The sequence below is a fragment of the Cupriavidus sp. Met-2 genome (assembly GCF_049843575.1).
Classification (GTDB): Bacteria; Pseudomonadota; Gammaproteobacteria; order Burkholderiales; family Burkholderiaceae; genus Cupriavidus; species Cupriavidus metallidurans.
On sequence record NZ_JBBHZL010000011.1, the window covers coordinates 144366 to 170362 of the forward strand.

General features: G+C 62.2%; 25 protein-coding genes. 15 read left to right on the plus strand and 10 right to left on the minus strand.

The window, feature by feature from the left end:
• Positions 1–25: 25 nt before the first annotated feature.
• A complete protein-coding gene (locus WD006_RS22120) occupies positions 26–1321 on the minus strand; it encodes an O-acetylhomoserine aminocarboxypropyltransferase/cysteine synthase family protein (protein WP_029308975.1) in 1296 nt (431 codons plus the stop codon).
• A 411-nt stretch (positions 1322–1732) separates the two neighbouring features.
• Between WD006_RS22120 and WD006_RS22125 the strand changes: the two genes are divergently transcribed.
• Together WD006_RS22125 and WD006_RS22130 are read left to right on the plus strand one after the other, a co-directional pair.
• On the plus strand, positions 1733–5740 hold the full coding sequence (locus WD006_RS22125) for an ATP-binding protein (protein ID WP_029308976.1): 4008 nt from the start codon (positions 1733–1735) through the stop codon (positions 5738–5740).
• Between the two features lie 653 nt (positions 5741–6393).
• A complete protein-coding gene (locus tag WD006_RS22130) occupies positions 6394–6555 on the plus strand; it encodes a hypothetical protein (RefSeq protein ID WP_425648290.1) in 162 nt (53 codons plus the stop codon).
• A gap of 35 nt (positions 6556–6590) precedes the next feature.
• Here WD006_RS22130 and WD006_RS22135 read toward each other — a convergent pair whose 3' ends face one another.
• Positions 6591–7427 (minus strand): FadR/GntR family transcriptional regulator, encoded by an 837-nt coding sequence (locus WD006_RS22135; RefSeq protein WP_029308977.1) that lies wholly within the window; start codon positions 7425–7427, stop codon positions 6591–6593.
• Between the two features lie 362 nt (positions 7428–7789).
• Here WD006_RS22135 and WD006_RS22140 point away from each other — a divergent pair, with 362 nt between their 5' ends.
• The 7 genes from WD006_RS22140 to WD006_RS22170 all read left to right on the plus strand — a co-directional run bounded on the left by WD006_RS22140 (position 7790) and on the right by WD006_RS22170 (position 15230).
• A complete protein-coding gene (locus WD006_RS22140; RefSeq protein WP_024570417.1) occupies positions 7790–8992 on the plus strand; it encodes an ABC transporter substrate-binding protein in 1203 nt (400 codons plus the stop codon).
• 104 nt (positions 8993–9096) lie between these two features.
• A complete protein-coding gene (locus tag WD006_RS22145; protein WP_008643513.1) occupies positions 9097–9954 on the plus strand; it encodes a branched-chain amino acid ABC transporter permease in 858 nt (285 codons plus the stop codon).
• On the plus strand, positions 9954–10952 hold the full coding sequence (locus WD006_RS22150) for a branched-chain amino acid ABC transporter permease (RefSeq protein WP_029308978.1): 999 nt from the start codon (positions 9954–9956) through the stop codon (positions 10950–10952). The genes WD006_RS22145 and WD006_RS22150 overlap by 1 nt, the downstream gene beginning before the upstream one ends.
• Positions 10949–11716 carry an ABC transporter ATP-binding protein gene (locus WD006_RS22155; RefSeq protein ID WP_008643515.1) on the plus strand — a complete coding sequence of 256 codons (768 nt, stop codon included), beginning with the start codon at positions 10949–10951 and terminating at the stop codon, positions 11714–11716. The genes WD006_RS22150 and WD006_RS22155 overlap by 4 nt, the downstream gene beginning before the upstream one ends.
• Positions 11713–12417, plus strand: a complete 705-nt coding sequence (locus tag WD006_RS22160) for an ABC transporter ATP-binding protein (protein WP_011518942.1) — start codon at positions 11713–11715, stop codon at positions 12415–12417. The genes WD006_RS22155 and WD006_RS22160 overlap by 4 nt, the downstream gene beginning before the upstream one ends.
• A 23-nt stretch (positions 12418–12440) precedes the next feature.
• The gene (locus tag WD006_RS22165) at positions 12441–13703 is read left to right on the plus strand and encodes a Zn-dependent hydrolase (protein ID WP_029308979.1); all 1263 of its coding nucleotides are present in this window, start codon (positions 12441–12443) and stop codon (positions 13701–13703) included.
• Between the two features lie 33 nt (positions 13704–13736).
• The gene (locus WD006_RS22170) at positions 13737–15230 is read left to right on the plus strand and encodes a M81 family metallopeptidase (protein ID WP_029308980.1); all 1494 of its coding nucleotides are present in this window, start codon (positions 13737–13739) and stop codon (positions 15228–15230) included.
• Between the two features lie 39 nt (positions 15231–15269).
• On the opposite strand, the gene WD006_RS22175 is transcribed toward WD006_RS22170, so the two are convergent.
• On the minus strand, positions 15270–15863 hold the full coding sequence (locus tag WD006_RS22175; protein WP_029308981.1) for a TetR/AcrR family transcriptional regulator: 594 nt from the start codon (positions 15861–15863) through the stop codon (positions 15270–15272).
• A 75-nt stretch (positions 15864–15938) separates the two neighbouring features.
• Here WD006_RS22175 and WD006_RS22180 point away from each other — a divergent pair, with 75 nt between their 5' ends.
• Together WD006_RS22180 and WD006_RS22185 are read left to right on the plus strand one after the other, a co-directional pair.
• Positions 15939–16364 (plus strand): PaaI family thioesterase, encoded by a 426-nt coding sequence (locus WD006_RS22180; RefSeq protein WP_011518946.1) that lies wholly within the window; start codon positions 15939–15941, stop codon positions 16362–16364.
• Positions 16365–16459: 95 nt separating this feature from the next.
• Complete coding sequence (locus tag WD006_RS22185; protein ID WP_029308982.1) at positions 16460–17104, plus strand: dihydrofolate reductase family protein; 645 nt, start codon at positions 16460–16462, stop codon at positions 17102–17104.
• A 39-nt stretch (positions 17105–17143) separates the two neighbouring features.
• Here the strand turns inward: WD006_RS22185 and WD006_RS22190 are convergent, their stop codons facing one another.
• A complete protein-coding gene (locus WD006_RS22190; RefSeq protein WP_060784161.1) occupies positions 17144–18007 on the minus strand; it encodes a hypothetical protein in 864 nt (287 codons plus the stop codon).
• Between the two features lie 852 nt (positions 18008–18859).
• Positions 18860–19411: a TetR/AcrR family transcriptional regulator gene (locus tag WD006_RS22195; RefSeq protein ID WP_029308985.1), complete on the minus strand. Its 552-nt coding sequence runs from the start codon at positions 19409–19411 to the stop codon at positions 18860–18862.
• A 109-nt stretch (positions 19412–19520) separates the two neighbouring features.
• On the opposite strand from WD006_RS22195, the gene WD006_RS22200 reads away from it, so the two are divergent.
• From WD006_RS22200 to WD006_RS22210, 3 genes are all read left to right on the plus strand, one after another.
• Positions 19521–20180 carry a DJ-1/PfpI family protein gene (locus tag WD006_RS22200; protein WP_051723307.1) on the plus strand — a complete coding sequence of 220 codons (660 nt, stop codon included), beginning with the start codon at positions 19521–19523 and terminating at the stop codon, positions 20178–20180.
• A 62-nt stretch (positions 20181–20242) separates the two neighbouring features.
• Positions 20243–20668: a lipocalin-like domain-containing protein gene (locus WD006_RS22205; RefSeq protein ID WP_051723310.1), complete on the plus strand. Its 426-nt coding sequence runs from the start codon at positions 20243–20245 to the stop codon at positions 20666–20668.
• 41 nt (positions 20669–20709) lie between these two features.
• Positions 20710–21225 carry a DUF2867 domain-containing protein gene (locus tag WD006_RS22210; protein WP_029308988.1) on the plus strand — a complete coding sequence of 172 codons (516 nt, stop codon included), beginning with the start codon at positions 20710–20712 and terminating at the stop codon, positions 21223–21225.
• Here WD006_RS22210 and WD006_RS22215 read toward each other — a convergent pair.
• The 5 genes from WD006_RS22215 to WD006_RS22235 form a co-directional block, all read right to left on the minus strand.
• Positions 21191–21364 (minus strand): hypothetical protein, encoded by a 174-nt coding sequence (locus WD006_RS22215; protein ID WP_231108936.1) that lies wholly within the window; start codon positions 21362–21364, stop codon positions 21191–21193. The two genes, WD006_RS22210 and WD006_RS22215, sit on opposite strands and share 35 nt — an antisense overlap.
• Positions 21365–21553: 189 nt before the next feature.
• On the minus strand, positions 21554–22024 hold the full coding sequence (locus WD006_RS22220) for an NUDIX hydrolase (RefSeq protein WP_029308989.1): 471 nt from the start codon (positions 22022–22024) through the stop codon (positions 21554–21556).
• Between the two features lie 392 nt (positions 22025–22416).
• Positions 22417–22830, minus strand: a complete 414-nt coding sequence (locus WD006_RS22225; protein WP_008649245.1) for a VOC family protein — start codon at positions 22828–22830, stop codon at positions 22417–22419.
• Between the two features lie 173 nt (positions 22831–23003).
• Positions 23004–23744: an SDR family NAD(P)-dependent oxidoreductase gene (locus tag WD006_RS22230; protein ID WP_029308991.1), complete on the minus strand. Its 741-nt coding sequence runs from the start codon at positions 23742–23744 to the stop codon at positions 23004–23006.
• A gap of 138 nt (positions 23745–23882) precedes the next feature.
• Complete coding sequence (locus WD006_RS22235) at positions 23883–24806, minus strand: LysR family transcriptional regulator (protein ID WP_029308992.1); 924 nt, start codon at positions 24804–24806, stop codon at positions 23883–23885.
• 280 nt (positions 24807–25086) lie between these two features.
• On the opposite strand from WD006_RS22235, the gene WD006_RS22240 reads away from it, so the two are divergent.
• Positions 25087–25383, plus strand: coding sequence for an autotransporter outer membrane beta-barrel domain-containing protein (locus tag WD006_RS22240; RefSeq protein WP_324608818.1), 297 nt, complete (start codon positions 25087–25089; stop codon positions 25381–25383).
• The last annotated feature ends 614 nt before the right edge of the window (positions 25384–25997 follow it).

Genomic DNA, 25997 nt, shown 5'->3' on the forward strand with positions numbered 1-25997 from the left:
CAATGCCGCGCGACAGCGCCGACGGTTATACCGCCTGCAGCGCCTGGTCGATATCAGCCAGCAGGTCGTCGATGTGCTCGATGCCAACGCAGAGGCGAACCGTATCCAGTCCCACGCCCGTCTGTGCCAACTCTTCCGGGGAAAGCTGGCGATGCGTCGTGGAAGCAGGGTGCGTGGCCAGCGACCGCACATCGCCGATGTTCACCAAGCGCGTGAACAGCTGCAGCGCATCCAGGAACCGGGCACCAGCCGCCCGCCCATCGCCATCGGCGGCCTTGACACCGAACGTGAGCAGGCCGGAAGCCTTGCCATTCATGTACTTCTTGGCGAGCGCGTAGTCCTGGTTGTCCTCGAGCCCCGCGTAGTTGACCCAGCCCACCTTGGCGTGCTGGCTAAGATGCCGGGCGACCGCGAGCGTGTTGTCGTTGATCCGATCCATGCGCAGGCCAAGCGTTTCGATGCCTTGCAGGATCAGGAAGGCATTGAATGGCGACAGCGCCGCGCCCATGTTCCGCAGCGGGACCACGCGAGCCCGGCCGATGTATGCCGCGGGGCCGAAGGCTTCCGTATACGTCACGCCGTGATAGCTGGCATCCGGGGTATTGAGCTTCGGAAAGCGAGAGGGGTACTTCGCCCACGGGAACTTGCCCGAATCGACGATGGCTCCGCCAATGCTCGTGCCATGACCGCCGAGGTACTTCGTCAGCGAGTGAACGACGATATCGGCGCCATGCTCGAACGGCCGAAGGAGATAGGGCGTGGCGACGGTATTGTCGACGATGACTGGCACACCATGCCGCTTTGCGATCGCCGCAATCTTCGCGATATCCGTCACGTTACCCGCCGGATTACCGATCGACTCCACAAACACAGCCTTGGTCCGATCGTCGATTAGTGCCTCGAAGCTTTCCGGGCGCCGGTGATCGGCAAACCGTGTCGTAACGCCAAACTGCGGCATGGTATGCGCCAGCAGGTTGTAGGTGCCGCCGTAGAGCGCCGAGGAAGCGACGATATTATCGCCGGCCTCGGTGATCGTCTGGATCGCCGCGGTGACCGCCGCCTGGCCGGATGCGACCGCCAGCGCCCCGACACCGCCTTCCAGCGCCGCGATCCGCTTCTCGAGCACGTCGGTCGTCGGGTTCATGATCCGGGTGTAGATATTCCCCGGCACCTTCAGATCGAACAGGTCCGCGCCATGCTGCGCATTGTCGAAGGCGTAGGCCGCCGTCTGGTAGATCGGAACTGCCACTGCCTTAGTCGTAGGGTCAGGGCTATATCCCGCGTGGACCGAACGCGTTTCGAATTTCCAGTTTTCAGACATTGATCAAGCACTCCCAGGTTTCACCAAAAGACAGCCTTCTCGCGGTGGCTTAGCACCTCCGTAGATCAGGGGCATGTTACCCGGAGAGGTGGTACCAAGGTGAAATACGAATCACTCATATGCATATGCCATGCACAGCATGTGGGTCGGGATTCAAATGGATATTGGGATTTTTCACCGCAAAACTAGGAAATTTCTGCCTCCGATTGACAGCTCCCCTGCGCAGAATTTGGCTTTATCCACCAGGCATTTAGCCACCATCGGACCCGCTTGCCAGGCCCGATCCGTGGGAACCCCGAAATCGTTTCTCACGCGCTGAATGCAAAGCCAGGGACCGACGCTTCTTCGTCGAGCACACCCACGATTTTCAATCCATTCCTTCAACCCGCTCCTCTTCCTGGGCATGACCTCATGAAAGAGACACTTCGCCACGCCGCCTCCCAATGCCGGCGCTGGACGCTGTCCGTCCTGATCCTCGGTCTGAGCCTGATGCAGCCCGCCATGGCGCTGCCGGCGAAACTGACCGTCGGCATGCTCGACAACGGCTGGCCTCCGTTCACGATGCTCAATGCCGGGCGGGCCGAAGGCATCGGCATGGATTTCCTTCATGAGGCTCTGCGCGGACACCAGATCACGTACAGCGTGAAGGGGTATCCCGACATGACGGCCCTTCTGGCGGCGTTGTGCAAGGGCGATGTGGACGTGGTGCTCAATGTTGCCATCACGCCGGCACGACGTCGGTGCCTCTCCTTCTCCGAGCCATACTTTGATGGTGATGCCGTGGTGGTCGGTCGTCCGTCCGCCGCGTTGGAAGAAGACCTGCTTGCGTCCATGCAAACCGGCCGCTTCGCGATCGAGCCCGGTTATTACATGGAGGGCATTCTGCGCCAGCGTTATCCGAAGGCGCGCATGGTGCCCATCAAGGACACGACCGATGGATTGCGCGCCATCGTGAACGGGCGGGCCGACTACTACGCCACCGTGCAGCCAGTGGCCGAGTATGCAATGGTTTCACCTGAGTTTGCGGGACTGAAGGTCCTCTCGCGCTACCGGGAGCCAACAGGAGCCATTCACTTTGCGTTTCGATCCAACGCGACGGAACTGCGTGACGCGACCGATGCCGGCCTGGCGGCGATTGATCCAGCTCGCCGCGCTGCCTTGCTGGCACACTGGATAACCTCGCAGGTGGCCTCGCCCGACAAGCCCCAGAAATTCTTCCTGACCGACGAGGAGCGTGCGTTCCTGAAGTCGTTGCCAACCTTGACGGTTGGTGTCGACGCGGGGCTCGCGCCCTACACGTACCTGGACGAGAGTGGCCGCGCCAGCGGCATAGCGATTGACTATCTGAGTTACCTTGGCGAGACCCTGGGCGTCCGCTTCCGACGCCAGCCGACGACTGACATCCAGCAGACCGTCGAGGCGCTGCATCAGGGCAAGATCGATCTGATGGCCGTAGCGGTGCCAGAGGACCCCACGCTGCGCGGCTTGCCGGTATCCCGTCCGTACTCGACGTTTCCAGTGGTGGTGGCGGGCAGAAACTCGGCCTTGCCGCTCGCACACCTGCGCGACCTCACCGGAAAGCGAGTTGTCGTCACCGACTCTGGCGGGGTTGGCGATTTCACCCGGCACGAGGTACCGGGCGTGAAGCTGGTGATCGCCCCGAATGTCCACGCCGGACTCGACATGGTGGCACAGGGGAAAGCCGATGCTTATGTCGACGATATCGTCTCGACCGATATCGAACTGCGACGCAATTTTGCCGGCAAGCTACGCGTGATCGGTTCGGGCGAGCACATGCTCAACAGCGGCTTTGCGGTCAACCCCGCGCTAGCCGGGCGACTGCTGCCATTGATCAATCGCGCACTCTCCGTGCTACCGGAGGACCGCCGGCTGGATATCCAGAATCGCTACGCCGGCACCAGCTATGTGCTGGAAACGTCGTGGCTGAATGCGCTCTGGCGGGCGAGTCCAATCCTGATCGGGATGATGGTCATCCTCCTGATCCTGCTTCGTTCCCAGCGCCTGTACCGCAAGGAGGCTTCCATTCGTCGCGAGGCCGAACGGGAGCTTTCGACCCAGTTGCGCTTCCAGTCGACGCTGATGGATGCCATCCCCCTGCCCATTGTGGTCAGTAACAAGGACGGCCGGTATCTGCGGTTGAACGCATTCTCCGAGTGGATCACGGGGCGGTCATGGGCCGACATCGTAGGTCACACCACCACGGAAGTACATTTCTGGGGCGAGGCGAACAGCGCGCGGGTGGAGGAGGCGAGCCAGCGGGCCATCGACACAGGCAGGCTGGTGCAACTCCAGTTGCAACTGCAGGACAAGGAGGGCGTGGAGCGGCATTTCCTTCTCTATATCAAGCCCTTTGTCGGCGAAAACAATGTCGAGGGACTGATCAACACCGGCGTGGATGTGACGGAAATCCGCCAGGCGGAGCTCGAGGCGCGCGAGGCACAGGGCCGTCTGGCCGACGTCACGCGCTACCTGCCGATCATGGTGTTCCAGGCACGCCAGTCGGGCCACCTAGGCCGGGGACCGATATGGGTGAGTGGCAATACCACGGACCTGTTTGGCGTCGACGCCGAAACCCTGGCGGTCAATCCCCCCACGATCGAAGCTTGTGTGCATCCCGATGACCGGATGTCCCTGCGTCGCGCCATCGCCAGGGCGCGGCGGGAGCTTCAGGTTCTGAACCACGAAGTGCGCCTGCGCAAGCTGGAAGGGTTTCGCTGGACGCGTTTGCAGGCCGTGCCCCGTATCGAGATCGACGGCAGCGTGCTCTGGAACGGCTATTGGCGTGACACCCAGGCCGAGCATGAACGCGCGGCCGCACTGGCCAGCGCAAAAGAGTCCGCGGAGGCGGCATCCCGTGCCAAGGATAGTTTCCTGGCCATGATGAGCCATGAGATTCGCACGCCGATGAACGGTGTACTGGGGCTTGCTGAACTGCTTTCCCATACGTCCCTGACGCCGGAACAATCCGCCACGGTCGGCATGATGGGGGATTCGGCGAGCGCGTTGCTCCAGATTCTCGACGATATCCTGGACTACTCGAAGATTGAAGCCGGCCGCATTGACATTGAATCCCGGCCATTGGATATCCGCGAGCTTTGCGATTGCACCATCGGTGTGCTGGCGACACGCGCGCATGAGAAAGGCCTGCATCTGCGGCTGCATGTGGGGGCGGATGTTGCCGCCGTGGTACTAGGCGACAGCGTGCGCCTGCGCCAGGTCCTGTTTAACCTGCTCAGCAACGCCATCAAGTTCACCGAAAGCGGCATGGTGTCGGTGTCCGCCGAGGTGGTACAGGAAACGGAGACCGCGCAAACCCTCCGGTGGCGCGTGACCGATACCGGTATCGGCATCGAGCCGCAGAACCAGAGCCGGCTGTTCGATCCTTTCGTGCAGGCCGACACGTCGACCACGCGCCGATTCGGCGGCACGGGCCTTGGCCTGGCAATCTGCCGGCGTCTGGTGCAGTTGATGGGTGGGCGCATCACACTGAAGAGCGAGCCCGGCATCGGCACCCAGGTCGAGGTCGAGTTGAGCCTCCCGGTCAAGGAAAGACGCTACTCAAAGCCGCCGCTGGCGGGCATCCAGTTCGGGGTCCGCTTGCGGGATCGCGCGGTGGGCCAAGCGCTGACGGACTTCCTGTCTGCCGCTGGCGCGACCAACTCTGCAAGCCAGGACGAGCGTGACAAGCCGCAGATGCTGTTCCTCAACGACGGCGAGTATGCGCCGCCGTCGCCGGTCGGGCAGGCCAGCCCCATCGTCGTGCATGTCACGGAAAAACCCAAACTGGCGGGCTACCGGCTGACAGAATCCGATGTCCGCCTGAGCAGCAATCCCGTGAGCTGGCGCGCGATCAACGCGGTGACGGTCGCCGCCATGCAGGGCCGGGCGCACACTGTCGCTACCCATGCGCAGGCCAAGCCGAAGCCTGCTGCGCACGCAGTGACGCGAGAACAGGCGCTGGCATCCGGCAGGTTGATCCTGGTGGCGGAAGACCACGAAACCAATCGTATCCTGCTGCAGCATCAGCTAAAGCTGCTCGGTTATGCCTGCGATGCCGTGGTCGACGGGCAGCAGGCACTCGAGGCCGCCGAGAAGACGGCCTACGCGATGCTGATCACGGATTGCCACATGCCGAACGTCAACGGCTATGAACTGGCAAGACAGCTTCGCGCCCGCGAAGCCGAAGCCAAAACGGAAGCCGGAACGCACGCCCATCGCCTCCCGATCGTCGCAATCACGGCCAGCACCGAAGCCGAAGAAGTCCAGCGCTGCAGAGAGGCCGGGATCGACGAATGCATGTTCAAGCCGACACAGCTCAATGCCTTGCGCGCGTGTCTCCAGAGATGGAACCCGGACAATCAGGACGCCGACGGACGCAAGGGGTCCGGCAAGGCCTGAAAGTAGCTGGGTTACGGCGGCTGCATGTCGCTCCCCGGAGGCGCCGGTGAACCGGCGCGGCAGCGCCACGATCGATCAACGCCACGCGGTCTACTGCCTCTGTCGTGGTGCATCAGTTTGCGCAGACGGAGCCGGGCTGGGCGCTGGCGACTCGTAGACGTCGGAGGCCGGCACGTTCATGCGTGGTGGCGCGGGGGCAGGGGGCATGGCGTGATTGCGTTGCGGAGCATTGCACCCGGCGATCAGACCCGCCGCAACGGCTCCGAGGCTCCATCGCACCAATGGAAGAAATTCCATGCCTGCCTCCTCCTTGTCAGACTCGTGCTACCAGCATAGTCATTTTCCGGCGATGAGGCTGGCCCCATCGCCGGCGTGGGCTCACATGAAGCAAGAACGCAAGAACGCAAGAAATTGCCTAAAGTATCCAGCATGGCTGCCGTTGATGGATAAACAACGATCCACGTTCGGGGGTGATCATGCAGGGGACAAGGCTATCTTTGTTGCTCGCCTTGATGGGCTCGATCTCTTTGGCTGGACCAGCGTGGGGTGGCACCATCCAGTTTCGCGGCGCGATCACGGAACCTTCATGCCAGATGACCCAGGTCGGCCAGTCGCGAGGGATATCGGCCACGTGTAGCGAGGCCGGAAGGATGATGACCCGAACGCTGAGCGATGTCCGCGAACTGCCTCGCGATACGCGTATCGGCCCCAACCGGCTAAACGTAACAGCGGTATTCGGCGCCAGCACCAGCACCAGCACCAGCACGACCGATGCCCGGCCAGCCGGCTACATCGTCACCATCACCTATCTGTAGGACGCCAGAGCATCGTGCACGACCGACGAGGCTGATCAAGCCTTGTCGGTCGTCTCACTCGGTTTCAGCCATGTCCGCCGAGTCATCTCGGAATCCAGGACCAGCCTGCCATGCACACGGCCGTTCATGCGCGTAACGTAATGCGTGCACTCTTCCATGTGCGCCGACATCAGCGAGCGCACCGCCTCCGCATCGCGCGCGCGCGCAGCCGCCACGATCCGCCGGTGAAACACCACGTTGGCGGCCCCGAAACGTTCGTGCTCGCACGCCGGAGTCTCGTTGCCGAACACGACTAGCTGGCGAATCATCTCGTTGATGAGTTCGCAGCAAAAACGCAGCATCGGATTCGGGTTCGCCGCGGCCAGGATGTCGTGGAAGGTCAGGTCCTCCTGTCGCTGGTCCAGCATCTTGGTGCCGGCGGCAGCCTGTGACGCCGGGTCGCACAAGTCGATCGTGCGCTCGAGCGCCAGAAAATCATCCTCGGTCAAATGCGGAATCGCGCCGGCGGCCAGCTCGGGCTCCAGGAGCCGGCGGACCGTGTAGACATCGGCAATGCCAACGTCCTTGAAGAAAAGATAGTTCTGCATGAGCTGGAAGGTGCGGTCCAGCGGTACTTCAACGATCGTGGCACCGCCCGAAGGTCCGGTGCTGACACTGATCAGTCCCTGGACTTCCAACGACTTCAGCGCCTCCCGAATCGTGCTCTTGCTGACCGAGAACATCTGCTGAAGCTTGATCTCGTGAGGCAGCTTGTCGCCAGGCTTGAGGTTGCGCTGGGTAATCAGCCGCTTCAGTTCTTCAGCCACGAGGTCCGCACGTTTTTGCTTGCGGATTCCAATGGCACCTTCCTTCGCTTCGCGAAACATCGACATTGCGCAATCCTTCACGTTTGCTGGACCTGCATGCCTCGCCCAGTCGATCACTGGGCGCCATTCTATCCATCTGGGGCCTGGCTGCCGCATCCGGACGAAAGGGCGCGCCAGCCTGGTCCGACGAGGACCCTCGTCGAAAGAGCGGGGCTGCGTAAACCCTGACCCCGCATTCATTGACAAGGCGTTTTCCAGCCTCCTAAGATGATTCTATTCTATTTATGATGATAAATAGGATAAATGCAATCGACCTGCCTCTCGCTGCGTCGCGCCAGGAGGCGGAATAAAGCTGGACGGGGCAAGGTGCCACATACGGCGCCCAACGCTTCGCCACAACACGATCCCCACCTAACGAGGAGTGAGCCGTGAACCGTCGTGATTTGCTGAAGTTGGCCGCCGTGTCGGCAGTCCCTGGCGTAGTGACCTATTCACGCAGTGTCCTGGCAGCCGGGGAGGCCATCGAGCTCGGGTGTCCCGTGCCGATGTCCGGCGCGTTTGCGGCGAACGGGAAGTTCGCGGATCTCGGCATGAAACTGGCCGTGGAGCAATATGGCAAGGTCCTGGGACGACCGTTGCAGTACAGCGTCCTCGATACCGAGGGCAAGCCAGCCACGGCGGTCAGAAAGGTGCAGGAGTTGGCGCAGCAGAAAGCCGCCCGCTACTTTGCCGGCGGCATCCTGTCCTCGGAGTCGCTTGCCATGGGCAAGGAAGCGGAGAAGCTTGGCGGCGTGTTCGTGACGACCGCTGGCGCCGACGAAATCACCGGCAAGGACTGCAACCGGGCCACGTTCCGCTGGTCCGTTCCCACCTATGGCGCGATCGAGCGCACGGTGCGACCGCTGATCGAAGCGATGCCGAAGGCCAAGCGCTGGTACACGATCACCCCCCAGTATGTGTTTGGCGACGGACTGCTTTCCGCAGCCAAGGCCATCTTCAAGGAAAAGGGCATCGAGCACGTCGGCAACAGCTATCACGCGCTAACGGAGAAGGAATTCAGCGGCTACCTCACCAACGCGATGGCCGCCAAGCCGGATGTGTTGCTGATCCTGAACTTCGGCTCGCAGTCGTCGGACACCCTCCGGCAGGCCGTGAGCTTCGGCATGAAGAAGAACTGCACCATCCTCGTCGCCTGGGCATCGGGTCTGGAACAGTTCGAATCGCTCGGCGCCGACCTCTGCGAAGGCGTCTACTTCGGCGCGCAGTACTGGCACGGCGTGGACACGCCCCTGAACCGCGATCTGGTCAAGCGCGCCAACGAGAAGTTCAAGGCGAATCCGAACTACAGCCTTGCCGGCTCATATATCTGCACGAAGATCCTGGTGGACGGCATGATCAAGGCAGGCTCGGCCGACCCGAAGGCCGTGGTGGCCGCGCTGGAAGGTCTGAAGTACGAGGGCCTGACGGGTCCCGAAGAGATCCGGGCCGGCGACCATCAGGTACTCAAGAACTACTATCTGCTGAAGGGCAAAGCCAAGTCCAAGATGAAGGACAAGGATGACTTTGCCGAGATCGTGAGCGTCGGCAAGGCATTCCTGCCGCTCGATCAGACGCAGTGCAAGATGGCATAAGCCGGGCGAAGCCGCGGTCGTTCTGACCGCGGACATCTCAAGTCATATTCGATGCAACGGACCGCGCCGCCGCGGTCTGGCGGTCTCCCTCATTCGCACGGTTTATGAACGTCTATCTGTTGCAGGTCATCAATGGCGTTGGCATCGGGATGCTCTACTTCCTGCTGGCAGTAGGCTTGTCGATCGTCTTCGGTCTCTTGCGTTTCGTGAATTTCGCCCACGGCGCGTTCTACGCGCTTGGCGCCTACCTGTGCTTCCAGGCGCTCCAGTTCGGCCTGGACTTCTGGGCGGCGCTCATCCTGGCGCCCATCATCATCGGCGCGCTGGCATGGCTCACGGAAAAGGTGATGCTTCGCTATGTCTACGCGCAGCCGCACGAATTCCACATCCTCATCACGGTCGGCCTGGCCCTGGCGATCCAGGAACTCATCATTGTCGGGTGGGGCCCGCTAGGCGTCGACGTACCGCCTCCCGATGTGCTGCAAGGCGTGGTGATGTGGGGCGATTTCGTCTATCCGAAATACCGTCTCTTCGTGATCGGCTTCACGGCCCTCCTTGCCGTTGCGCTCTGGTGGCTGCTCGAAGGCACCCGCATCGGCAGTGCCGTTCGCGCTGGCAGTGAATCCACGGAAATGGTCTCGCTGCTTGGCATCAATGTTTTCCGACTGTTCAGCCTGATGTTCGCGCTCGGCGCGGGGACTGCCGCCATCGCGGGCGTCCTGGCCGCGCCAATCCGGGGTGCCGAGCCGTTCATGGGCGTGGAAGCCCTGGGGGTGGCCTTTATCGTGGTCGTGATCGGCGGCATGGGCAGCTTCACCGGCGCCCTGGTGGGTGGCCTGCTTGTTGGCATTGTGCAAAGCCTGATGAGCACGCTCTGGCCGGAAGGTGCCCGGCTGATGATCTATGTGGCCATGGCCGCGGTGCTGTTGCTGCGTCCGCACGGCCTGCTTGGGAGGGGATGATGGCGTCAAGCAGACAATGGTTGTTTCGCTACCGCTACTGGTGGCTAGCGCTGGGCGTCACGCTGCTGCTCCCGTTGACGATGCGTTCGGGCACGCTGGCGACCGAAGTCCTGATCTATGGCATGGCTGCCATGGCCTGCAATCTTCTGCTCGGATACACGGGCCTGCTGTCGTTCGGCCAGGGGATCTTCTTTGGATTGGGAAGCTATGCGGTTGGCCTGGCGCTGACACGTGCCGGCGGCCTGCCGATGCCCGTGGCCCTGCTGGGTGCCGTGGTGATCGGCGCGGCGACCGCAGCCCTGGTAGGGTGGTTCTCCATCCGTCAACGCGGCACGTATTTCGTGATGCTGACGCTGGCGTTCGCGCAGATGTTCTACTTCCTCGCCTACACGGCGCCCGGCATCACCGGCGGTGACAACGGCTTGCTCGACATCCCACGCCCCCCGATTTCCATCGGCGGGCATGCCCTGATCGATCTGACGTCGTCGTGGGGATTCTACGGATTCGTGGCGGTGCTGTTCCTGATCGTCTTCGCACTCGTTCTGCGCGTCACGGAATCCGTCCTCGGCCGCACGCTGCTGGCTATTCGCGACAACGAGGAACGGGCGCTTGCCGTCGGCTACAACGTCCGGGCCTTCAAACTGCTGGCATTCGTGATCTCCGGCGCCGTGACGGGGCTTGCCGGCGCCTTGCACGCCATGCTGACAGGTATCGCGCCGCTGGCGAACATCGACTACCACGCGAGCGAAATGATCCTGATCATGACGGTGATCGGCGGCACCAGCAATATCTTCGCCTCGGTGCTCGGCGCGGCGTTCTACGTCCTGCTGGCGGACTGGCTGTCCACGCTCTGGCCGCGCTGGCTCATGCTTCTGGGCTTCCTGCTTATCGCGGTCAGCCTGTTCATGCAGCGCGGATTGTGGGGCCTGGGATCGACCATCGCGGCACGCCTGCGAGGTGTGACGGGCGCCGCATCCACCCAGGAGGAGCGCGCATGAGCACGCCGATTCTTGAAGCCACGGGCATCGTCAAGCAATACGGGAAGTTCATGGCGCTGGGCGGGGTCGACCTGCGGGTGATGCCCGGGACCGTTCATTCCGTCATCGGCCCCAATGGCGCGGGCAAGACAACCCTGTTCCATATGCTGACCGGCACGCGGCCAGTCAGCGCGGGGCGAATCGTGTTCGAGGGCAAGGATGTCACGGCGGAGGCCGACTATCAGCGGGTCCAGCGCGGCATCGCCCGGTCCTTTCAGGTAACCAGCCTGTTCCCCAACCTGTCCGTCCGCGAGAACCTGCGGCTGGCGGCGCTTGGCACCTCGCCCCGCAAGGCGATGAATGGATGGCGTCTGCCGGCCGGCGACCTCGCCTGCGCCGAGGTTGTCGACCATGTGCTGGAGCGGCTTGAACTCACTCATGTGTCGGGCTCCGCTGCCGGCGTGCTCTCGCACGGCCAGCAACGGCGGCTGGAGGTCGGCATGGCGCTGGCGGCACGTCCCCGCGCCGTGTTCCTCGACGAGCCGACCTCCGGCATGGGCGTGGACGATCTGGGCGCGATGAAGCGGTTGATACGTGGATTGGTCCAGGACCATACCGTCGTGCTGATCGAACACAACATGGACATCGTGATGGATATCTCGGACACCATCACCGTGATGCAGCAGGGCAAGGTGCTGATGGAGGGCGCGCCGGCCGACGTGCGTAGCGACCCCCGAGTCCGGGCGGCCTACCTTGGCAACATGATCACCGGAGGCAAGGGATGATGCTCGACGTACAGGATATTCATGGCTACTACGGCAAGAGCCATGTACTGCAAGGCGTCTCCCTTGCCATTGGCGACGGAGAACTGGTCACGCTACTGGGCCGCAACGGCGCCGGCAAATCGACAACCTTGAAGGCAATTGCCGGCATCGTACCCCCACGCGGCGGGCGTGTGCTGTTTCATGGCAAGGACATTGCGGGAATGGCCCCGCACCGGATCGCGCGCGAAGGCCTGTGCTTCGTACCGGAGCACCGGGGCATCTTCAAGCTGCTGACCGTCGAGGAGAACCTGAAGCTGGCGGCAAGGAAGGCGTCGCCATGGCAGCTTGAGGATGTCTACCGGATTTTCCCGCGTCTTCGCGAGCGGCGCCGCAATGGTGGCGCGCAGCTTTCCGGGGGCGAGCAGCAGATGCTCGCGATCGGCCGGGCCCTGATGAATCATCCGCGCCTGCTCATGCTCGACGAGCCCGTGGAGGGTCTGGCCCCGGTTATCGTCGAAGAGATCGTCGCGCAGCTCAAGGTCATCAAGGCCGCGGGCGTCCCCATTCTTCTGGTGGAGCAGAACCTTGAGGTCTGCATGCAGCTTGCTGACAGGCATGTGGTGATCGAGCAGGGAAGGGTGGTCTACACCGGCGGCAACGAGGAGTTCCGCCGCAACGACGCGGTCAAGGACAAGTACCTCGGCGTCGGCCTTACCGTCTGATCCGCCATCGCACTGGAGAAAGCATGAGCAACACGCAAGCATCTGCCGGCATCGGACATGATGTGCGCATCAACGGCTCCCGCCTGTGGGACACGCTGATGCGCCTTGCAGAGATTGGCGCGACCCCCAAAGGGGGCGTCTGCCGTCTTGCATTGACTGATCTGGACCGCCAGGGCAGGGATTTTTTCGTGAAGGAGGCCGAAGCGGCCGGCTGCACGATCCGCGTCGACGCCATCGGCAATATCTTTGCGCGCAGGCGTGGCCGCAACGACAGCCTGCCGGCCGTCATGACCGGAAGCCACATCGACACCCAGCCGACAGGCGGCAAGTTCGACGGGAACTACGGCGTGTTCGCCGGCATCGAGGTCCTCAGGACGCTCAACGACCACGACATTGTCACGGAGGCCCCGCTCGAAGTGGCAGTCTGGACGAATGAAGAGGGATCTCGGTTCGTGCCCGTGATGATGGGATCTGGCGCGTTCATCGGAGAATTCGTCCTCAAGGACTTGCTGGTGCAGACCGACCGCGAGGGCATCTCCGTCAAGGATGCACTCGAGGCTATTGGCTATGCCGGCTCGGCACCGATTGGCGAACCCCGGCCCGGCGCGTACTTCGAGGCTCATATCGAACAGGGGCCGGTGCTGGAGGCACACGACACCGTGATCGGCGTCGTGACTGGCGCACTGGGGCAGCGCTGGTACGACGTCACCATCACGGGCATGGAAGCCCACGCGGGACCGACGCCGATGGCGCTACGCAAGGACGCGCTGCTTGCCGCTTCGGAGCTGGTCGGCATCGTCAACCGTATCGCGCTGGACCATCCGCCGCACGGGCGCGGTACCGTAGGCTGCCTGACGGTCCATCCCGACTCCCGCAACGTGATTCCCGGACGCGTCAACATGACCGTCGATCTTCGCGCATCGGACGACGATCTATTGACCTCGATGCACGACACGTTCCTGGCCCAGACAGGCGAACTGGCGGTACGTAACGGTGTCTCGATCGATGTCAAGCAGGTTGTCTACTTCCCGCCGCAGCCATTCGACGAGCGGCTGATCCGCGCCATTCGCGCGGGCGCCGGACGGATCGGCCATTCGGAGATGGACGTCATCAGTGGCGCTGGCCACGACGCCGTCTATCTCGCGCGCGTGGCCCCGACCGCTATGATTTTTGTGCCTTGCAAGGACGGCATCAGCCACAACGAGATCGAGGATGCGAAACCAGAGCATCTGGAGGCGGGGGCCAACGTGCTGCTTCATGCCATGCTCGATGCGGCCAATCGGTAATCGTCGACGTCATTCCGATCATTCAGGACACCCATGAAGATTCTGATCGCCAGACTCAATCACGAAACGAACACGTACTCGCCGGTGGCAACACCACTTGAGTCCTTCAGCCCACGATACGGAGCCCAGGGGTATCGGGCCGCCAAGGGCACGCGCACCGCAGCCGGCGCGTTCATCGACCTCGCCGAAGCGGTGGGCGCGGAAATCGTGGTGCCGGTGATCGCCGGCGCGAACCCAAGTGGCCGTGTGGCCGCTGACGCCTATACGCACCTGACGGACACGATCGTCGCGGCGGCGGCGGGCTGTGATGCAGTGATGCTCGATCTGCACGGCGCGATGGTCGCGGAGAACAGCGACGATGGCGAAGGAGAGCTGCTCCAGCGCCTGCGGCAAGTCCTGCCCGACGCGCCGATTGCGGTTGCGCTCGATCTGCACGGCAATATCACGCAGCCCCTGATCGACCATGCCGACATTGCCGTCAGCTTCAAGACCTATCCACATATCGACATGTACGAAACGGGTGAACATGCTGGCCGCCTGCTTCTGGAGATGATCGCGGGGCGCGTGCGTCCCGTCATGGCGTGGCGCAGACCGCCGCTTGTTACCCATACCCTGCGCAGCCGTACCGACGAAGGGGCCATGCAACGGGCGGTGGCACTGGCCAAGGAGGCGGAAAAGGGCGGCATGTTGGCGGTATCCATCCTGGCCGGCTTTGGTCTGGCCGACATTCCGGCGCCGTGCATCAGCGTGATCGTGGTGGGCGATGGCGATCGCCGGAAGGCGGACGAGGTGGCCGAGCGCATCGCGGCGCAGATCTGGGAAGAGCGCGAAGGCTTCACGTATCGACCCGATCCGTTGCCGACATCCATCGCCACGGCGGCGGCTGCGGCGAATGCCACCGCCGAGCACCGTCCCGTGCTGCTCCTCGATCATGGTGACAACTGCATGTCGGGCGGCACCTGCGACAACATGGCCGTTCTGCACGAGGCGTTGGCCCAGGGCCTGGATGGCATCGAAGTCGGCCCGGTGTGCGACCCGGAAGCCGTGGCCCAACTGATCGCGGCAGGCGTGGGAGCAAGCGTCACGCTCAACGTCGGCGACAAGGTGGCCGCGCCGCAGCTCAACGTGTATCCGGAATCAAAGCCGCTATCCGGCAAGGTCACCGCGATCAGCGACGGGGAATACGTCATCTCCGGCCCGACATATACGGGCCAGCGCATCCGGATGGGCCGCACGGTGCTGCTCGATACCGGTGCGGCAAAGGTCATCGTCACCGAAACGCCGCAAGAGCATTGGGACCTTGGCATCTTCACCCATATCGGCGTGGACCCTCACGCCGCACGGTTCCTGATCCTGAAGTCGCGCATGTATTGCAGGCCGGTTTTCGTGCCGATCGCGAAGTCAGTGATCGAATGCGATAGCGAAGGCGTGACCAGTTCGCGCTATGAGATGTTCCCGTTCCGCAATGTCTCCAGGCCGGTGTACCCGCTGGACAAGGACACGGCCTGGTCGGCGTCGGCAGGTTGATTTGACCGCGGAAGGGCGCAGGGCAGGGGGCTCATGCGCTCAACCTGGCCGTCGATCCGGCACGGCCGTCTCAAATAGCAGCCCGAGCTCGGCTGCGGCATCCAGCAAAGGCGTGGCGCTCTTCTGCACGCGCATCTGGACCAGCGCTCCCGAGATCGTGGCCATTGCCATGCGGGAAAGGCGGTGCGCCCGCGACGCTTCCACGTCGCTTCGAAGCAGCGCCTGCTCGATGATGCAGGCCCACGCGCCAAATGCCGCCTCGCCGGCCTGCCGGATGTCTTCGTGCTCCGGCGCGAGTTCCAGAAGCGTGGTCGTGATCGGGCAGCCGTCCCGAAACTCGGATTGCTTCATCCAGCCGGCAAGCAGTCCGCAATACTGCGTGATCAGGCGGGAAGGCGAGTCAGATTGGCGCGCCAACTCCTCCAGCGTCGCCGCGACCTTATTGCCAGCAAACTCGATTGCCGCCACGCCGATCGAGATCTTGCCGTTCGGAAAGTAGTAGTAGAGCGACCCCTTTGGCGCGCCACTTGCGCCAAGGATGTCGCTTAGACCGGTGCCCGCATAACCCTGTTTCCGAAAAAGCGCGACGGCACTCTGCACGATCGCATCACGATGCTTGGCGGCTGCTGACATGTCGTTCGGGTCCTTGCCTTGTTTTCCTTCATTGAATTATATAGAGTGGTCTACATAATATCGAGGAGAACGTGCATGGAACATCAGGACAAGCTTGCCTTGATTCAGCAAATCAGCGCCACTGCGCCTTTCAACCGATGGGCCGGCTTCGAGGTCCTGCGCGCGGGCGACGGTGAAGCGGAATTGGGGATGGACTGGCGCGCCGAAGACATGGCGCAATATTCCGGCTTCCTGCACGCCGGGCTGATCTCGGCCTTGCTCGACACCGTATGCGGCTTTGCCGCCGCAACGGTTTCCGGCCGTGTCCTGGCATCCCACATCGCCGTGAGTTGCCTCGCGCCGGCGGTTGGACATCGGTTTATCGCCCAGGGCAAGGTGGTAAAAGCGGGCAGAAAGCAGGTCTTCACCAAGGCCGAGTTGTATGCGCTGGGAGAGGACAATGCGCGCAAGCTGGTGGCGATTGGCGACACGATCCTTGTGCCGGTCGAGGAGTCGCGGTAGCTTGGCGAGGCGGATGGCGCGGCGCGGTATCTGATGGTCGACATCCGTTGTCTGGGCCCCGGATTTCGTTTTAGGCGTCCAAACGGAGGCAAACGATGGCACGCGTTCGCGTTAACGGCTTTACCATCTCGCTCGACGGATACGGAGCGGGTCCGAATCAGGACATTAACAATCCGCTAGGCATTGGCGGGACGGAGCTCCATCAGTGGCTCATCCCGACACGGACGTTCCAGCGATCGTTGTTCGGCAAGGACGACGGCACGACCGGGATTGATGATGACTTCGCCGCGCGCGGCTTTCAGAATGTCGGGGCCTGGATTCTTGGGCGCAACATGTTCGGGCCCATTCGCGGGGACTGGCCGGACATGAACTGGAACGGCTGGTGGGGAGACAGTCCTCCGTATCACGTTCCAGTCTTCGTCTTGACCCATCATCCGCGCCTCTCCGTCGAGATGAAGGGCGGTACAACGTTCCACTTCATCACAGGCGGCATTCGCGAGGCCCTCGACCTCGCCCGCGAGGCCGCAGCCGGCATGGACGTGCGGATTGGCGGCGGGCCGGAGACGATCAGGCAGTATCTTCGCGAAGGCCTCATCGACGAACTGCACATCGCCATCTCGCCGGTTCTGCTTGGCCAGGGAGAATCACTGTTCGAAGGGATCGACTTGAGAGCGTTGGGATACACGTGCGCTGAGTCCGTGGCCTCCGAAAAGGCCACGCATGTCATCCTGCGGCGCTAGGGACGCACGGATGACATGCCTGCAGATCGGCGCCAGGCCTCAGCGGGGGCCCCAGCTTCCGCTAATCAACTCGGTCGGTTTTTGCCGCGCAATGATACGGGCGCAATCCTCCCAGGCGTCGACGCGCACATTCAGGCCCGCGTAAATGCCATAGCCTGCGCCGGTCAGAATATCTTCCTCGGTTTGGATTCCCTCGCCGGCCTTGATAGCCCCTTCGGCAACGATGGAGCCTTTGGCTTTGATACCCCATCCAGCTTCCAGGTGCTGACCGGCGTGAATGGCGCCGCCAGCCTCGATGCCACAGCCGGCAATGATGTCGTGCTGTCCATCAATGCTTTCGCCAGCCCTGATGCCACGGCCACAATGGATAGCGCCTTGCGCGGTAATGCCGTCTCCAGCGAACAGGTTGCCATGCGTCGATATGCGCTCGCCGGCAGTGACATACCAACCGGCGCGGAGATTGCCGCCACAATCGATCCTTGTTTCGGCCTCGACTCCCCAACTGGCCTTGATATCGTCGCCAGCTTCGATGGAGCCACCGCTGTAGACATTCCCCCCGCAGTCGATATCCGTACCGGCCACTATCGCAGTACCCGCCCGGATGCCCGCGCCGACACGGATGCTGTGTCCGACCCGGATCACAGATTCGACGTCGACGCTTCCCTTCACAATCACTGTGCCGGCGAAGATCAACGCCTTTGCGTCAAGCCCATTCAGCATGAGCACCGCGTCGGTCGGGCCAAACTGCTGGAGCAGCCAGCAGGCATCGGCAACGCGATCCGCACGAACCAGCGCATCGAGCAGGCGTTGATAGTCGCTACCACCGTCGCGATTACGCAGAAACCATTTGTATCCATCCGCGCAGGGGCGTTTGGCCTTGATAAGGTTTTGAGAGAGTTCCATAGCGATGAAGTCGCCGCTTGCAATCCTGCTCGGGCCGTCGCACGGCGAGCAGATTCCGCCCTCGTCATATGACAGGCGACAAGTACCCGATTTGGATCGAAGCCGGCTTGGGTTCGGTAATTGATCGAGGTGAGGGCGAGCGGCCAGTTGTCGGCCTGCACATCAAGCAGCAGGCCACCTTCGAACGCTCGCATCCCCCAGAGCAAGATGCCGTGCCAGGAAGATCAGATGGACTGCGATTTAGTCCCTGGCTTCCCGCACGGCTAAATGAAGCACGGCGAGAAGGGAAGCCTGTTGGGCAATCACTTGCGGAATAGCAGAGTCGCGCAGATGCGCACAGGTACACGCGCTCGCAACATGCTTGGCATGTTGGCGGTTGGCGCTGTGGATCTGTACGGAATGCATTCGATCGCCAGGTTTGAAAGGGGGCTCACACGACGGACGCGCAGTTGGCGTCTTACAGGACGATACACCACGAGATAGTGTCGCCGCACGGTCTGGAAGTCGTGGTCCAGCCGAGAGTCGTATGCCGCTATTAGACCATACTCCGCGCGACATGTAGGCCTATGGCCGCACTGGAGTCGTCGAAGCCTTCGCGGCGTGCTCCGGTTGATGCTCAGGCGCTATCCGTATGGGGTAGCCTCTGCACTCCAATATCCAGACCGTTTTTAAAGGCCGTAGCGCCAGCCATTTTCAAACGTCGCTGCGACCGTGCCTTTTGTGCGAAGTTGGAGTCTTTCAGGGGTTGACCGTATCCAGATTCGTGCGCCGCCGAGGCCCCAACTGACCTGCATGTCAATCACAATGACTAACGACGTTGGATGGACTTGCCGTTAAGCCGGCAACGTGGTCTCAGACACGCGGTGGAAGTGTGTCTTTGAAGAGGGTAAACGCATCCTGCAAGAGCTTATTGAAGCGACTGGCGTCACGTCGCAGTCCTGCCTGCTGACCACCAATTAAGCACAAGTGAGCCGCCTGGCCGATTATTTCTGCATGGCTAGGCGAGCGCGCCCATCGACGGCACATTCTGACCGCGAAAGCCAGTCGAGTTGCGTCGACTCGTTGCTGAAACTCGGCCACCAACGGATCGTGCAGCGCCCACGCTCGGATGGCAACTTCCCGGCCTGGCTGTTTCTCGGCGGCAATGCTCAAATAGCGCATCAAGGTTTCGCTGGCGGTGCGTCCCTGCGCTGCATAGGCAAGCATCCGCTCCGTGTAGTCCTCTTCCCACTTGGCCAGCAACGTACGCACGAAGTCTTCGCGATTGCGAAAGTGGTGATAGAACGAACCACGGGTTACGTTCAACCGACGAGCCAGGATTTCGGCCGAGACGCCGGCGTGTCCTTCTTGGTCCAGGGACTCAAGGCCAGCCGAGACCCAGTGGTTACGAGTCAGTTTGCTCATATGTCTGCACCATACAGGCTGTGTATGGTGTGATCTGGATTGATACGCTGCGAACATAGCATAGACCGCCACTGCATTTTGCACAGCAGCGCTTCGCCGGGAGTTCACCTTGAAAGAAATCGCACTGGTCACGTTCGACCGATTCACCGATATCGACCTCTTCCTAATGTGGGACATCTTGGGCCGCAACACCAAGGACTGGAAGGTGCGCATCCTGGCGCCTAGTTCTATCGTGCGATCGGCGAACGGACTGTCGGTTTCGGCACATGGCTCTCTCTCTGAGGCCAATCACGCCGATGCAGTGTTGTTTGCCAGCGGCAAGCAGGGCATACCTGCAGCGCTTGCTCATCCGGATTTCCTACCATCCTTCCAACTCGATCCCACACGACAGTTCATTGGCTCCATCTGTGCAGGCGCCTTCATCCTTGAACGACTTGGACTCCTTCCTAGTGGTCGTGCGACAACGCATCCGGATGCGCGCGGAGGCTTGCAAGCTCTAGGGCTGGAGTTAGTGGACCAGCCCCTGGTATGCCAAGGAAGCGTCGCGACGGCTGGAGGCTGCCTTGCTGCGCTCTATCTGGTGGGGTGGCTGGTGGAATCCCTGTTCGATATCGAGAAACGACGCGCCACACTGCTGCCGGTGCTGCCGGCTGGACAGCAGGAACTTTACGGCGCACTGATTGGGTTCAGTATCCGGCAAGGCGTTGGCCAGATGGCCCACGGCAGACCTTGTATCGGCACATACCCCCCAAAGGTGAATTGCGCCTGATGGCGTGACGCCAATCGCCCGTGTCTGACTTTTTTAGGTTGGCAACACCAAGGAGAGATGAGATGGCTATGTCCGACGTCGAAGCCCACCCGTTGTCCGGGTGGTGGAAGATTCTATCTTTTCAGGTCGAGTTCGAGGATACAGGTGAGCGCGCGGACACATACGGTGTCGAACCACTCGGCCACATAGTCATCGAACACGACAGGATGATGTCGATACTCACATCCAGAGAGCGCCTGAGTAGCGATCCGGCGGCCCTCTTCGAGACAATGATTGCGTATTCTGGTTTGTGTCGTGTCGAGGACGAGGACAAACTCATCATCAAGGTCGACACGGCTTGGCATCCAGCCTGGATTGGCACTGAGCAGGTTCGGTTTTTCAAAGTAGATCGCGGCGTCCTGGCAATAACAACTGCGTGGCAGCTGCATCCATCGTTCCCCGGGCGAATTGCTCGCGGTGTGCTGATGGCACAGAGAAGCAATGATTAGCGCAGGCTCGCGCTCAACCCAAACCATGGAGAGACTGGTTGATGATCGATGCCCATAAAGCTCACGCGATACCCATGCCATCCGACAGCATCCTGGCGCCGCTTTATAGGAGCGCGGACCTGCTGGATGCGTATGCGGTTCAGTTGCCGGCGGGGGCCAGCGACGATCTCGAAGTGTTGGCGCGCGCTGGATTCGAGCGGCAGGCGTGGTGGATTCGTGCGCTGACGCGGGTACGGGACACGATAATGGCGACAGTCGGCGTCAAATCGTCTCGTGCGGTCGGTATTGCTGCGGCGGCGCGAGGGCCGGTGATCGGTTTCTTTCCACTGCGGTCGAAGAGTGCGGGGGAACTGGTGATGGGCGAGGACGATCGGCATCTCGACTTCCGGATCGCGATCCAACTGCGCGCGGGTGCGGCAGGCGGCAGGGAGCTCGTCTTGGTGACCGTAGTGCATTGCCACAACTTGCTGGGACGGACGTACCTCGCGGTAATCACACCGTTCCACCGTGTAATCGCGCGGGCTAGTCTGGAACAGGCGGCAAGCCGTGCTGTCTGAACTGGACCTGGCGCCGCCGGTTAATGCCGAGCTTCTCGGCGGCGCGCCACACCATCAGGCCATCCCGCACGACGGCCTCGATGACGTTGCAGCGATCCAGTTCGCGCAGGCTCATTGTGATGGTGTCCGGTCGTGTCATGTCGTGCTCCCGCCAAGCCGTGCGGTACGACATTTCAATCTAGCCCAGGTACGACATGACAACTTACCCCTGACACTGTCCACTCCGTCTTCAAATGTCGGCACGATCGTTCGAGAACGTCTCTCTTGGGGCAACGTCGGGCGGTGTCGCTGGAGATCCATCCTCCAACTATCGCAAGCGCGGAACGCGTCAACCGCGTTGGACTATGTGCTTGATACCAGGGAAGTCTTCCTGCAACGCTTCGCGTAGGAACGCCGGGTAGAGCTCGACGTTGCCAAGCTCCCGACGACGAAACCAGCGGAACACCAAGCGCTTTGTATCTTCCATGCCAATGTGATCCCGGTTGACGTCAACGATGTGAGAGTCATCCGGCACGGAGATAGCGAAATATAGGCCTAGCTCATGGTGCGGCTTTGCTTCATTCTCGAAGAAATTCTCCACCGCGAATAGCAGGCGCTCCACCTCGGTAGCGACGCCTAGTTCCTCGCGCATTTCCCTGACGACAGCATGAGTTGCCTCCTCGCCGAGTTCCACACGTCCTCCGGGAAGGCTCCAGAAAGTGTCAGTCTCGACACGGTGTAGTAGAACATAGCCTCCGCGGATCAAGATCGCGGCGGCTCGCAAGTCGAAGCGGAATCTATCGGTGTTGAAAGAAATCATCGTGATGTCGCTGGTGTCCTATCGATAGGCTTGATTTCGGCCGAGTACGGAAACTCTCATCTTGTTCTTCAGAGGCCGGTGAATCTCGGCCAGGAACGGGCCAGGCCGGACTCTGCCCTTGGCAGGCAGAATGTCGGAAGTCCGGTGGTAGTCTGGCTTCGGACAGAGGGCAATTCCCTCACGCTGCCACCCGCTAGGATGTCGAACACGTAGACGCGGTCACCCATCGCGGAAAGGCCATAGACGACCGTGGTCACCTGAATCTCCGCCGCGTCTTGACGCGTGGCTTTGATGTCGGGTGCCGGATGAATGGGATGGCTTGTCTGGAGCAATACCAGACGACGCTGGAAGACGCGCCCGCGTGAGGGTTCGGCGGGCGCGTCGTCAGACATTTAACCGTGAGGCGGAACGGCTTCCGGGTCCATCCACATCACCTCCCAGATATGGCCGTCCGGATCCTCGAAGCTGCGTCCGTACATGAAGCCGAAATCCTGGACAGGCGTGGGGTCCGCCTTGCCGCCGGCGTCAGTCGCCTTCTGCACGAGGTCAGACACCTCTACTCGTCCGCCCGCTGACAGACACAGCAATACCTGTGCCTCCGCGTGCGCGTCGACGATTCGCTTCCCCGTGAACTGCCGCCATTTGTCGTGGGTAAGCAGCATGGCGTAGATCGTCTCGGAGATCACCATGCATGCCGCGGTTTCATCAGTGAACGCGGGATTGTTGACCGCGCCAATGGCTTCGTAGAAGGCCTTGGATCGCGGCAGGTCTGTCACCGGCAGGTTGATGAAAATCTGCTTGTTCATGATCTGGTCCTGTATTTGAGCGAAATATGAACTTCGGTTGTTGATGCGAGCCATGAAGAGGTAGCCATGGCATCTTACTGACGAATACTGAAAGAAGGTATTCAACGAGACCGTTTCCGGCCTCGGCCGAGGCCAGCAGCAGGATAGGCAGGAGCATGGGCCGAGCGCCTCCCTCAGTCGGTGAAGCCACCGTCCGTCAGCAGCGAACGGCCGGTGACCCAGGCCATATCTGGCAAGACCAGCGCCGCGATGACCTTGGCAATATCTTCGGGATCGGCCAGCCGGCCCAGCGGCGTCCTTTCGCGCGCCTGATCCAGATGCGCTTGGGGAATGCCGGCGGTCATATCGGTGCGCGTGATGAAGGGCGCCACGGCGTTGACGCGGATCCTCCGCGGCCCGAGTTCGAGCGCAAATGCGCGGGTGAGCGCGTCCACCGCCGCCTTGCTGGCCGAGTAGACGCCGGCCTCGGCCGTAGGTGCACGCGCAAGATTGCTCGACACATTGACAATGCTGCCGCCCGCCGCGCCGAACAGCGGTGCGAACGCCTGCGTCATCAGCATCACGCTGAGTGCGTTGTGGTGGAACTGTTCGTCGAAGAATGCGGCATCCAACTCGCCGATCGGCCGCGCGCCGTACACGCCCGCGTTGTTGACGAGGATGTCTATACGGCCACGCTCGTTCGCGATGGCGTCGGCCAGTGCGCGGACAGAGTCGGCGCGGCTGACGTCCGCCTGGAACGCATGCGCGCGGCCGCCGACGCCCCGGATCTCATCGACCACGATCTGCGCCGACTCGCGCTGCTGCCGGTAGACGACAGCGACGCTGGCACCGCGAGCGGCGAGGGCGATTGCGGTGGCGCGGCCTATGCCGCGGGAGCCGCCAGATACGACGGCGACTTTGTCTTTCAGGGACACGAAAGTTCTCCGGTAAGGTGCGGGCGAGAATGAGGCCCGTCGATACGGAGAACGTTATCGACTCGCCCCGGCGGCGGGAAGCCGGTGGTTTGCAACGAGGCGTTGCGGAAGTGGAACGGGCCCGCCGGACACGAGGGATCAGGCGGTAGCCAGATCAGACGGCCACCTTGCGCGCACCAACTCGAGAAACACACGCACGGCGGACGTCATGCCGCGTCGACTCGGGTACATCGCGTACAGCGTGGCCGGGCGGGAGCGCACGGCTTCCAGCACGGGCACCAGCGTGCCGTCAACGATGGCGTCCTGGCAAAGATAAGCCGGCAACTGCGCCATGCCGGCGCCGCGCAGCGCGAGTTCGCGGATGGCCAGCAGGTTATCCACGACAATGCCCGGCGTGACAGCAATATCGATCGGCTTGTCGTCTGCGTCGACGAACTGCCATGGCCGCGGATTTGCGAGTGTGCCCTGCGCGAGGCAGGGGTAGCCCGCCAACTCGTCGAGGCGCGCTGGCGGGCCGTCGGCTTCCAGCAACGACGGATGGGCCACGACGATCGACGCCGACGTCGCCACCGGCACGGCGATCACGTCCTCCGAGGCGAGCGGCACAACGGCCGCGCGGATGACCAGGTCCAGTCGCTCCTCGGCCAGGTCGACAAAGCGATTCGAGAGCGTCAACTGCACCTGCACGCCCGGGTGCGTGCGCGCAAACTCGGCCAGAATCGGAGGGAGCGTGGTCTCGGCGATCAGCACGGAGGTATGGAGGTGGATCACGCCGGATGGCTCCGCCACGGCGCTGCGCGTGAGGGCGCCGATCTTGTCGACGTGCGCGGCCGCCTCCCGCGCGTGCGCGAGCACCGCCTCGCCAACCGGCGTGAGGCCGAAGACTTGCCCCGACCGGTGCAGCAGTCGCACGCCGAGCGCGCGCTCGAGTGTCGCCACCCGTCGGGACAGCCGCGACTTGGCGATGCCGGTCTGCCGCTCGGCGGCGCTGAATCCGCTGGCATCGACCACGTGGATGAAGAGCAGCAGGTCGTCGAGATGTGCGCGGATGCTCTGCAGCATGGGGGCAGATTCTGTGTAGTCGGCGGAGGCCGCTCGGGGATCTGGCATAGGAGGCGAAGGCGCGGGGCCGCGAGATTGCGGGAAACGTAGATGCTACGGCCCTGAGGGGCGGCTGGGAAGGCCGTAGCCGCGGATCTGCCGGCGCAGGGGTCGCCGCTCGACCTGCGCCTGAACACTCAACAGCCCGTCAGACCGCCCGCAGCGCCGCCTCCCGACGCCAACGCCCGCGGCAAGGTGGAAGGCTGGAGCGTGGGCGCCTGCGGCACCTTGTACCGGAACGATGAAAGCAAGCTCGACGTGTATGCCGATACCTGGCTCCAGTACGGCTGGTTCAACAAATCGCATTGAGGCGACCTGCCTCACCCTCAACTGGTGGCACGCCACCGCCAGCAGCAACTTCAGCTCCAACGAGTTGCCGCTGGGCAGCGTGTACCCCGAAAATCGCCATGAGCTCAGGCTCGGCATGAAAGCGGACTTCCGCAAACACTGGACAGGCTGGACCAATGTCTCGGTCTCATGGGGAGCGCAGCGCTTTTACAAGTACGCGGTGCGGGTGGGTGTGAAATTCACATGGTAGGCGGCCGGCTATAAGGCGCAACGCGCCTGGACCATCCTTTCCTGGCCGTGGGCGGGCATATGCCCCTGCAATTCACCTTTGCTCGGGCAGCGTTTGTCCGGAGTGCAGGGCGGTCTCGTTCCGGCTGCATTGCCGGACATGCCTCTTAACCAGACAGAGTACAAGGACGGCAGGAACACCGGGGCCAAGAAGGTCCCGCTTTTCCTGCCACGATTCCTGCCACGAGCTGGTAGGCCCAGCAAACGCTCGGAACATTGATCTTCCCTTCATCCCATTGCGGAGCGATCTTCGCTTCGGGCGACCGCTATCGAGCAGCCGTTGCGAATGTCCACTTTTGACCGGTCTCAGCCTTCGGCCCTCCCACGCAAGGGCTTGGGACGCGAGCCTGAGCGACTGCGATTGGCTCGATTGCTGCCGACGCTGTCAGCTTCGCGCTAGCTCTGATCAGAGCTTGGGGTGCTAACGGTGCCTTGGAAGCCGGTGATCAAAGAACGGCTGGGACTACTAAGCACGGGACGATGAGTAGTAGAGGAACGTCGTGGGGGGCTCCACAGGAAGGGGCCCCAAACCAGGGTCACCTTTTCCCAATAGTATTTTTTTACCCGGGTAATATT

Bases quoted from the DNA above. Each gene is read 5' to 3' on its own strand.
- WD006_RS22120 (WP_029308975.1), bottom strand. From the start codon at position 1,321: ATGTCTGAAAACTGGAAATTCGAAACGCGTTCGGTCCACGCGGGATAT.
- WD006_RS22125 (WP_029308976.1), top strand. From the start codon at position 1,733: ATGAAAGAGACACTTCGCCACGCCGCCTCCCAATGCCGGCGCTGGACG.
- WD006_RS22130 (WP_425648290.1), top strand. From the start codon at position 6,394: ATGACCCGAACGCTGAGCGATGTCCGCGAACTGCCTCGCGATACGCGT.
- WD006_RS22135 (WP_029308977.1), bottom strand. From the start codon at position 7,427: ATGTCGATGTTTCGCGAAGCGAAGGAAGGTGCCATTGGAATCCGCAAG.
- WD006_RS22145 (WP_008643513.1), top strand. From the start codon at position 9,097: ATGAACGTCTATCTGTTGCAGGTCATCAATGGCGTTGGCATCGGGATG.
- WD006_RS22150 (WP_029308978.1), top strand. From the start codon at position 9,954: ATGGCGTCAAGCAGACAATGGTTGTTTCGCTACCGCTACTGGTGGCTA.
- WD006_RS22155 (WP_008643515.1), top strand. From the start codon at position 10,949: ATGAGCACGCCGATTCTTGAAGCCACGGGCATCGTCAAGCAATACGGG.
- WD006_RS22160 (WP_011518942.1), top strand. From the start codon at position 11,713: ATGATGCTCGACGTACAGGATATTCATGGCTACTACGGCAAGAGCCAT.
- WD006_RS22165 (WP_029308979.1), top strand. From the start codon at position 12,441: ATGAGCAACACGCAAGCATCTGCCGGCATCGGACATGATGTGCGCATC.
- WD006_RS22170 (WP_029308980.1), top strand. From the start codon at position 13,737: ATGAAGATTCTGATCGCCAGACTCAATCACGAAACGAACACGTACTCG.
- WD006_RS22175 (WP_029308981.1), bottom strand. From the start codon at position 15,863: ATGTCAGCAGCCGCCAAGCATCGTGATGCGATCGTGCAGAGTGCCGTC.
- WD006_RS22180 (WP_011518946.1), top strand. From the start codon at position 15,939: ATGGAACATCAGGACAAGCTTGCCTTGATTCAGCAAATCAGCGCCACT.
- WD006_RS22185 (WP_029308982.1), top strand. From the start codon at position 16,460: ATGGCACGCGTTCGCGTTAACGGCTTTACCATCTCGCTCGACGGATAC.
- WD006_RS22190 (WP_060784161.1), bottom strand. From the start codon at position 18,007: ATGGAACTCTCTCAAAACCTTATCAAGGCCAAACGCCCCTGCGCGGAT.
- WD006_RS22195 (WP_029308985.1), bottom strand. From the start codon at position 19,411: ATGAGCAAACTGACTCGTAACCACTGGGTCTCGGCTGGCCTTGAGTCC.
- WD006_RS22205 (WP_051723310.1), top strand. From the start codon at position 20,243: ATGGCTATGTCCGACGTCGAAGCCCACCCGTTGTCCGGGTGGTGGAAG.
- WD006_RS22210 (WP_029308988.1), top strand. From the start codon at position 20,710: ATGATCGATGCCCATAAAGCTCACGCGATACCCATGCCATCCGACAGC.
- WD006_RS22215 (WP_231108936.1), bottom strand. From the start codon at position 21,364: ATGACACGACCGGACACCATCACAATGAGCCTGCGCGAACTGGATCGC.
- WD006_RS22220 (WP_029308989.1), bottom strand. From the start codon at position 22,024: ATGATTTCTTTCAACACCGATAGATTCCGCTTCGACTTGCGAGCCGCC.
- WD006_RS22225 (WP_008649245.1), bottom strand. From the start codon at position 22,830: ATGAACAAGCAGATTTTCATCAACCTGCCGGTGACAGACCTGCCGCGA.
- WD006_RS22235 (WP_029308992.1), bottom strand. From the start codon at position 24,806: ATGCTGCAGAGCATCCGCGCACATCTCGACGACCTGCTGCTCTTCATC.
- WD006_RS22240 (WP_324608818.1), top strand. From the start codon at position 25,087: ATGAAAGCAAGCTCGACGTGTATGCCGATACCTGGCTCCAGTACGGCT.